At 37.0% G+C, this 7,596-nt stretch carries 7 protein-coding genes and 1 pseudogene; 2 read left to right on the top strand and 6 right to left on the bottom strand.

All coding sequences use genetic code 11. The features are described from left to right. The coding region (locus V7150_RS12910; protein ID WP_335518606.1) for a DUF4397 domain-containing protein at positions 1–631 on the top strand (631 nt) is incomplete at its 5' end. Between the two features lie 32 nt (positions 632–663). Here the strand turns inward: V7150_RS12910 and V7150_RS12905 are convergent. The 6 genes from V7150_RS12905 to V7150_RS12880 form a co-directional block, all read right to left on the bottom strand. Next, on the bottom strand, positions 664–1,242 hold the full coding sequence (locus V7150_RS12905; RefSeq protein ID WP_335518603.1) for a YpmS family protein: 579 nt from the start codon (positions 1,240–1,242) through the stop codon (positions 664–666). Then, positions 1,243–2,067 (bottom strand): SGNH/GDSL hydrolase family protein, encoded by an 825-nt coding sequence (locus V7150_RS12900; RefSeq protein ID WP_335518600.1) that lies wholly within the window; start codon positions 2,065–2,067, stop codon positions 1,243–1,245. It lies immediately after the preceding gene. Positions 2,068–2,213: 146 nt separating this feature from the next. Continuing rightward, on the bottom strand, positions 2,214–2,792 hold the full coding sequence (locus V7150_RS12895) for an SCO family protein (protein WP_335518597.1): 579 nt from the start codon (positions 2,790–2,792) through the stop codon (positions 2,214–2,216). 79 nt (positions 2,793–2,871) lie between these two features. Beyond that, positions 2,872–4,029, bottom strand: a complete 1,158-nt coding sequence (locus V7150_RS12890) for a Ger(x)C family spore germination protein (protein ID WP_335518594.1) — start codon at positions 4,027–4,029, stop codon at positions 2,872–2,874. Continuing rightward, a complete protein-coding gene (locus V7150_RS12885) occupies positions 4,013–5,134 on the bottom strand; it encodes a GerAB/ArcD/ProY family transporter (RefSeq protein WP_335518592.1) in 1,122 nt (373 codons plus the stop codon). Before V7150_RS12885 ends, V7150_RS12890 begins: the two co-directional genes overlap by 17 nt. Positions 5,135–5,145: 11 nt before the next feature. Next, entirely contained in the window at positions 5,146–6,660 is a 1,515-nt protein-coding gene (locus tag V7150_RS12880; protein ID WP_335518590.1) for a spore germination protein, read from the bottom strand. A 450-nt stretch (positions 6,661–7,110) separates the two neighbouring features. On the opposite strand from V7150_RS12880, the pseudogene V7150_RS12875 reads away from it, so the two are divergent. Continuing rightward, positions 7,111–7,458: pseudogene (locus V7150_RS12875) on the top strand (transposase); the annotation flags it as partial. Positions 7,459–7,596: the final 138 nt, after the last annotated feature.

Below are 7,596 nucleotides of genomic sequence, written 5' to 3'. Positions count from 1 at the left end.
ATACATGAATAAAGCATTGAACATAATGCGTACAAATTCCAAAATACAGCTGGGAGAAGCAAAAGTCCGCCTGCTTCACACCTCCCATGATTCCCCTAACATTGATATGTATATAAATGGAAAGCGAGTAATAATGGATCTGCCATTTAAACATGTAAGCCAAGTACTTTCATTAAATCCTGGTAAATACCATGTTGATATTTACCCAGCCGGAAACATGGTTGATAGCGTTTTAAATAAAAAAATAACAGTTGAGGCAGGAAAGTCGTACACACTGACAACAATTGATACTATCAAAAAGATGCGCCTACTTATTTATTTGAACCAACCGGAGGTTCCTTTAAATGAAGCAAAGGTCCGCTTTATCCACTTATCACCAGATACCCCGCCGCTTGATATTGCCGTGAAGGATCGCGATGTTATTTTCCCTATGGTTTCTTATAAACAAGCAACCGATTATTTAGGACTAACACCAATGACGGTAGACCTAGAGGTTAGGATTGCAGGCAGCAAAGAGATTGTCTTACCGATGTCAAAAGTACAGTTTAAGACAAATGAGAGTTATACCATTGTTTTTCTCGGGTTATCAAAAGGCACGCCAGAATTTCAATTTATCAGCATCAAGAATTGAAAAAAATTGGTGCCCCGTAAAAAACGAGGCACCTACTTAACGGGCACTAAAATGGTAAAAGTAATATCATCTTTCTTTAGATCAAATTTATCTGCTTTGATTTTCAGATTGCTCTTCAGTTTTAATTGCTGCATATGGATATAGACGAGATGATCATTCGGTCTAATATCGACTCCTTTAGGCAGCTTATAATTTTCACTAATAAAGTTTAACACGTATGAAATCGGCAGATTTAACTTACCGACCGACATTGATTGTTGCGCCAAAACCAAATCACCATTTTTTTGCGCTTTAGGTTCAAAGGTCAATTTCAAATTTAGTTTTTCACTAAAAAATGGTAACGTTCCGTATAGTTCAACTTCATCACCTAATATGACCCGATAATCAATCGAAGAACCAGCAGCTTCTTCTTTAAGATAATGGTTAATAAGCCTATTTAAGTCATACTTGTTTGATTTAACATGAAAAGAAACTTGCTCACCAATTGGACTCTTTAATTTGCTGATTTCCTTCTCATTCGACGGAGCCATTGCAAGTGATAAAATAATTATGGCGAACAAAAGGTTAATTCCTAACAAAAGAAAGAATCCAATTTTCCATTTGTTTTTCATCTAATTCTCCTCTGTACTGACCGTATATGGGTTTTTCTCCAGGTCAGGTATTACTCGCTCACTCAAAGTCTCGTTCAGCCTTTCGGCAATCAGTTCATATCCTTTGTCATTTGGGTGGAAATGATCGGTAAACAAAAGATCTTCGGTCGTATTTAAAAACACATCTTCTATCTCAACGAAGTAGGCATTTGGATAATTAGTAATTACACTTTGACCAACTTGATTCCAGTCAGCAACAATTTCATCCATTTCTTTAATATCGGAAAACCACTTTGAAAATGGATTGTACAACCCTACCAGCACGATGGACGCGTTTGGATTTTCCTGAACAATTGCCTCCATAATTTGTGATAAATGATTACGATAGGATTCTTTTTCCTTGATGAAATCAGATACTTGAAGGTTCGAAATATTGTCCTTTACGACTTTCATAATATCATTTCCACCGATTGTTAGGATGACCATATCCGCTTTTTGTAATACTTCCTTCATTTCAGGCGTTTTGAGTCTTTTTAACAGCTGTGTTGTCCGATTACCCGTTACCCCAAAATTATCAAAATCAACTTCCGTGATTCCTTTTTCTTTTTCTAGCATCGTTTTTAAGTAAGGCAAGTAACCGCCTTGATCAGTACTATCGCCAACACCTTGTGTTAAAGAATCTCCAGCAGATACTATCGTCAATTTTCGCGGGTAAAAATCAGCGGGGATTTGTGCAAAAACCTGTGCTGCTACTTTCTTTTCCTGATGTAGCACCAAAGGATTGGATGAACTGCATGAACATAATAATACTACCGAGAGAATTAGAGGGGTGAAAAACTTTTTCATTTTTTAATCACCTGCCTTCTAAAGTAATATTATCCCGTATAAAGGGCAGTTTGAAGTTTCACTTTATTATAACACGACTATATTCATTCAAAACAAATATGTACTATATCCTATTCCTGCCCAAAAAAATAGACCCATTTAAAGGTCTATTGCAATACTTTAATATCGTTGATTATATCATCAAAAGGAACATCCCTGTCCCCTTTATATGATTTTTGGATATTTCCTTCCTGATCAACTAAATAAAGATAGGTTTGATGTATGACTTGATTGCCCTCTTCTGGTTTTTTGACAATCGTTTTAAAGTTTTTCATTGCATATTCTTCAATAAACGCTTGAGAATACCCTGTTAGAAACGTCCAATTTTTAAAATCTACACCAAATTGATTGGCATAACGAGTCAATACTTCAGGTGTATCTACTGTTGGATCAACACTAAAGGAGACGAATTCCACATCCTTCAAGCCTTCCTCTTTCACCATTTTTTGTATTTTACTCATATTAGATGTCATTGGCGGGCAAACGTCCACACAGCTTGTAAAAATAAAATCAGAAATCCACACTTTACCCTTTAAATCTTTTAATCCTAATTGCTTGTTATCCTGTGTAGTAGCCGTAAAATCCTTTACCGGCCAATTTAAAGGATTTTCAATTTCTTTTTTTCCACATGCCGTCATTAACAGTGTACTAATTACTAAAAAAATTAACAAAAACCGAGCCTTCATCTTATCACCTGCAACCCTCTTCTATTCCTTTTCGTGAATAGTGTAACAAAGATATGAAAAAGAAGGAAGAAAATTGTTTTTAATCAGTCACACCTGTTTTGACAATCGTGTTGTTTACATGAACTTCAAATGTTGCATCCTTATATTTATCTCTCCATTCCTTTTTACTAGGCATTTTTCCGCGATTATTTGCTATATATTTATTTCCAAATCCTACTGGATCAACTTCTTTCTCTTGGAAAAAGATGAGTAAATCTTTTATTTCCTTTTCCATTTTCTTATTTACAACCTTTTCGATAAACTTAATATTCGCTGGATTAGATAAATCCAATATTTCTGTGGCTTCTAACAATCTAGAATCTATCTTTATTTCCACTTTAAAACGGAGATTCTTTTTATCGACCAATTTGATTTTTGTATTACTGTGAATATCATCAATATTAAGATAAAATTTATTGTAAACCGTCCTATATCCATGTTTTTGCTCACTTCTGATGATCCTTTTAAATCGGGAACGTTTAAAACCCATTTCATGCGTCCCTGATTTAAATTTATCTGATAAGATTTTTAAATAAAAAAGCTTGTCACCTTTTAATTCTGCCACAGCCCGATCATCCTGAAATAGCGCCATACCCGAAAGAATTACATTCCCTTTCTTAAGTTTTAGAATAGGTAAGACTGGATCCTTCCCATGATCATCGTAGGCATGATTAAATTCATGAAGTGTCGGTGAAAGAAGCTGCTCACTTTCGACATTTTGTCTAATTAGATTATATAGATAGGTCCCAAGATCAACCTTTATATTCTCTTTTTCCATTTTCATTATCGAAGAAGCCTTCTTGTCAGTCACTGTTAAATAAACTGTATTTCCTATAGTTGGATCACGATTTAAGGCATCAGCAAGTTGGATAATGCCTCTTTCTGCTAATTCCTTACTGTAAATGACACATCGAAGCTGGCCAAATACGAGCTCTTGGTCCGTTTCAAGATTCTGTTTTTGCCTTAGGGTCTTACTCGTATTAGCTTCACTTGTAATGACTCTGGTCATATTTTTAGCCAAAGGATCAAATTTATGAACAACAACCGTTCCCCTAATATGATTTTCTTTTTCTAAGTCATATCCAACTGCTGTACTTAGTCCTAATTTTTCTAATTGTTTTCTCTCCACACACCCTGAAACGAAAATTACACAAGAAAAAAGCACAACGAGCATTTTCCATTTAGGATGGTTCGGCATGTGATTGCTTCCTCCTTGATAACCATTTCTTCAAGTAGACAATAATGGAAAGAATAACAGGATAACAATAAGCTGCATAAAATCCGGCCTTAGCGATCAGATCTGCAGCAAGTTGCATTTGATATCTAGCTTTTAGGAAGAAGGATGCGCAGAAAGCAATTATTGCAATAATCCAAATCCCCATTTTCTGAGTCCGTTTTATTATTCTAGAAAATCCCTTTGAGGCTGCCCATAAGTAGAGACATATATTTGGTAAAATAACGAGCATCCAAAAGGAAACAGCTAAAAATTCAAATCTTTCTAGGTTGGGAAGACGGACAATTTTTAACATTGATATCACAGGCCAGATGACTTTACTAAGGGTATCTTCCGCAAAAAAGAGAATGGATATCAATGTGATAAGTGTAAAGGAAAGCGTCGTGAAGAGATTCCCCATTTGCACATAAAAAAGAGCTTTGCGTTTCTCCTTTACAAACGGGTAAACAAACATAAGTAATTCAAAACCGATAATCGATAACGTTACACTTTTAATACCTTTAATCATGTGTGTGATATCTACATTCATAATGGGAAACAAATGAGTGATGTCTATATATCTCAGCGGTATACATAAAACAAACAAGAGCCATAAAGTCCCAGTAACTGAAAGAAAAGATACACCAACCATGACTCTAATACCGCCATGGACAGCATAAACAGCTAACAGGATTAGTACAAGTGCCAGCTGCCAAGTTGGCAAATTAGGGAAAATCCAAACCTGGACGATTTCGATATAATTCAAAATAATGATACAGAAAACAGCTGTCAAATAGAGCATATAGACAAAACTAAGGAAGTTCCCCAGCCATTTTCCAAAAACATCAACATGAATGCCATATAAATCAGCACTGTCATATTGTTTAAGCATCATAATCATGAACCACAAGATAATAGCGGTGAAAACTCCTGCAAGGAATACAGCAATCCATGCATCATGTTTTGCGTTTAAAAAAACAATCCTTGGGAGCCCGATAATCCCTACTCCTACTTGGACGGAGTGAATAATAAATATGAGGAGAAAAGCATTAAATAGTAAACTTTCTTTTGGATGTAAATTTACTTTCATGTTGTTCGCTCCTATTCATCTACATCCTTTTTTTTCGCTTTTTGCGCTGTAAATCTTTGAGCATCGATTGGGTGGTTCGTTAATGGCCGTTTTGAAAGATATTGAGTTGGTACACGAAAGAAACTGTATCCCAAATCCTTCCACCTTAGTGGATAAACAGGTGAAAGATAGGATCCACCCAAAGTGTCCAATTTTAAAAGGTGAATGATTAAAAAACAAAAAGCAAGCATGATCCCAATTCCTCCCCAAAAACCCGCTAATAAAATAATCGGAAACCGTATGATCCTGATAGCCGTACCCATTATATAACTAGGAGTTGTAAATGAGCCAAGCGCACTCAGTGCAATGATAATTATTAAAATATTACTTGTAAATCCAGCGTTTACTGCAGCTTGCCCGATGACAATACCGCCAACGATACCCATAGTTTGACCGACCTTAGTTGGCAGCCTAGCTCCTGCCTCACGTAATAGCTCAATAAAAAATTCAAGCAGAAGTGCCTCAAACATAGGCGGAAATGGTACGTTCGCTCTAGATTGTCCCAATGAAACAAGCAATGGCGAAGGAATGACTTCATAATGATAGGTCAAAACTGCTACATAGGCAGGCGTTAGAATAACAGATAACAAAGCTGCAAATAATCGTAAAAGTCTTAGAGTAAGCCCCATGTTCCACCGCATATATATATCTTCAGTTGATTCGAAAAAGGTAAAGAATGGAGATGGTCCATATAAGACGTCTGGGCTCCTGTCCATTAAAACAACAACTTTCCCATGCATTAAGGCAATCGTGACCCGATCAGGAAGCTCTGTTGTCACTAATTGCGGGAAAACAGTCCAACTATTATTTTCAATTAATTGACCAAGGACTGTTGTGCCGGCAACATAATCTATCTCGAGTTGACTTATTTTCTCTCGAAATGCGTTGACATTTTCTTCATCAGCTATGTCTTTTATATAGACTAGCTTTGCCTTTGTTTTTGTTCTTGTTCCAACCGTCAAATCTTCCATGCATAGGTTTATATCTTTGATGTTTTGTCTTAAAATATTCATATTGCCGATAAGTGATTCGGTAAAGGAAATTTTGGGCCCATAAACAAGTGATTCCGTTTCTGCCTTTTCAACTCCTCTTTCTACCGTTTTACTAACATCACCGAGTATTCCATAAGGCTGGCCTTCAACATAAATGTATACCTTTCCTACGTTAATCCCCTCTACTACTTTATCTAATTGATTTTGAGCGGATAAATTGGCAATAGGGAGTATTTGCGCAATTCCTTCACAGGTCCATTCGGTATGGGTGTTGTCTTGAATGGGCGCAATAATAAATTCATCAAGGGTGGTTGTATCAATTAGGCTATTCATATAGGAAAGAACAAGTTTGTCACCATCTCGTTTTATGGTTCTAAAAGTCAGATCTTCTCCCACATTGAGTTGACTTTTTATCTGTTCCTTTAATTCATCAATCATTAAACTATGTGGCTTCGATCCTTCGGTGGACTTTTTTCCAGCTAGCCATTTGAACATGGGCAACACCTTTTACCATTCAATTTTCCCTTATCTTTTCCAAAGTATCTGATTTTATCCATAAAAAAAGGATGGGTCAGTACCATCCTCAGGCTTCCGAAAAACTCTCGGAAGCCTCTTATTTTATTCATTTACTTCAATAATTCACTGCGTTAATTTGGTATAACAATATTGGTGTATAGGCTTTTAAACAGGTCTGTTGATTGGCGCTCCAGGCACTTCGCTTTCCGCGGGCGTGCCGGGGAGCCTCCTCTTCACTTCGCTCCTGCGGGGTCTCCCCTGCCCCGTACTCCCGCAGGAGTCTTCGTGCCTTCCGCGCCAATCAACAGAGTGCTTTCAATAAAGACCTTCAACTCAACTAATAAATTATAAAAATAAGTGGTGAAATCAATGTTTAAGCCAAAAGAGTCTAGCCAAAGTGAATATGAATTTGTATCTATTGATGAATAATACAAGTCTGGTTGGAAGAAGTGTACGTACTGCACTTTACTATCCCAATGTACACGCTCAAAAAATAAAGTAAAAGTTGTAACACGACATATATGGGAGGAGAACAAGGAAAAGGTAAGATTAAATCGCTTATTTAAATCGGGAAAAATGCTTTATAAATTTAGAAAGGAAAAAATTGAGCGAAGCTTCGCAGACTCAAAAAAGTTGCATAGGCTTCGCTACTGCCGGTTACGGGGATTGAAGAATGCAAGTGAACAGGCTCTTCTTACTGCAGCCTGCCAAAATATAAAAAAGATTGTAACACACTTGCCAAGGTTAGAAAAAGTGTGTTGCAATACTCTAGGTTGAATTGCCTCCCTATTGATTGGAGCGGAGGGCACTCGACTCCTGCGGGATAGAGAGGTCACTGGAGACCCCGCAGGCGCCAAAGCGCCGAAGGAGGCTCCAGTACCTCCCCGCGGAAAACGAGTGCCCGGAGCGGAAATC

The organism is Neobacillus drentensis, from assembly GCF_036965245.1.
Classification (GTDB): Bacteria; Bacillota; Bacilli; order Bacillales; family Cytobacillaceae; genus Neobacillus; species Neobacillus drentensis_G.
This window is presented reverse-complemented; position numbering and strand designations above follow the sequence as displayed.